The sequence below is a fragment of the Streptomyces flavovariabilis genome (assembly GCF_000725785.1).
GTDB classification, from domain to species: domain Bacteria; phylum Actinomycetota; class Actinomycetes; order Streptomycetales; family Streptomycetaceae; genus Streptomyces; species Streptomyces hawaiiensis.
Genome location: NZ_JNXD01000085.1, coordinates 1 through 729 on the forward strand (window position 1 = coordinate 1; position 729 = coordinate 729).

Here is a 729-nt window from a genome sequence, read left to right on the forward strand (position 1 = left end):
GGTGACGCCCTTGGGTACACCTGTCGATCCCGAGGTGTAGATGACGTATGCCGGGTGGGCGGGGTCGGGTGTGGTGGTGGGGTCGGTGGTGTCGTGTCCGGTCAGCTGGGTCTGGAGGGTGGGGTTGTCGAGGCAGAGGGTGGGGGTGTCGTCGTTCCAGAGGTGCTGGGTGGTGGTGTGGGTCAGGACGAGGGTGGGTCGGGCGTCCTGGGTCATGAAGCGGATGCGGTCGACGGGGTAGTTGGTGTCGATCGGGAGGTAGGCGGCGCCGGTTTTGAGGACGGCCAGCAGGGCGACGACCAGGTCCGGGGAGCGGGGCAGGGCGAGGGCGACGATGTGCTCGGGACCCACGCCGCGTTCGATCAGCAGCCGGGCCAGGCGGTTGGCGCGGGTGTTGAGGTCGCCGTAGCTGAGGTGGGTGCCGTCGGCGATGAGGGCGGTGGCATCCGGGGTGGTGCGGGCCTGGGCCTGGAACAGCTCGGGCACGGTGGCCCGGGGGACGGGTGTGGTGGTGTCGTTCCACTCCTCCAGCAGGCGGTGGCGTTCGTCCTTGGACAGGACGTCGAGCGAGGCGACCGGCTGGGTGGGGTCTTGCGTGACCGTGTGCAGCACGCGCAGCAGCCGGGCCACCAGAGCGGTCACCGTGTCCTGCTCGAACAGGTCCGTGCGGTAGGTGAGGGAACCGACGATCCCGTCCGGGGAACCGTCATCACCCCGCCGCTCCGCCAG

At 70.1% G+C, this 729-nt stretch carries 1 protein-coding gene; it reads right to left on the reverse strand.

Going from position 1 to position 729, the window contains the following annotated elements; genetic code table 11:
* On the reverse strand, positions 1-729 hold a 729-nt coding region (locus IO24_RS41765), incomplete at both ends, for an AMP-binding protein (RefSeq protein WP_037669967.1).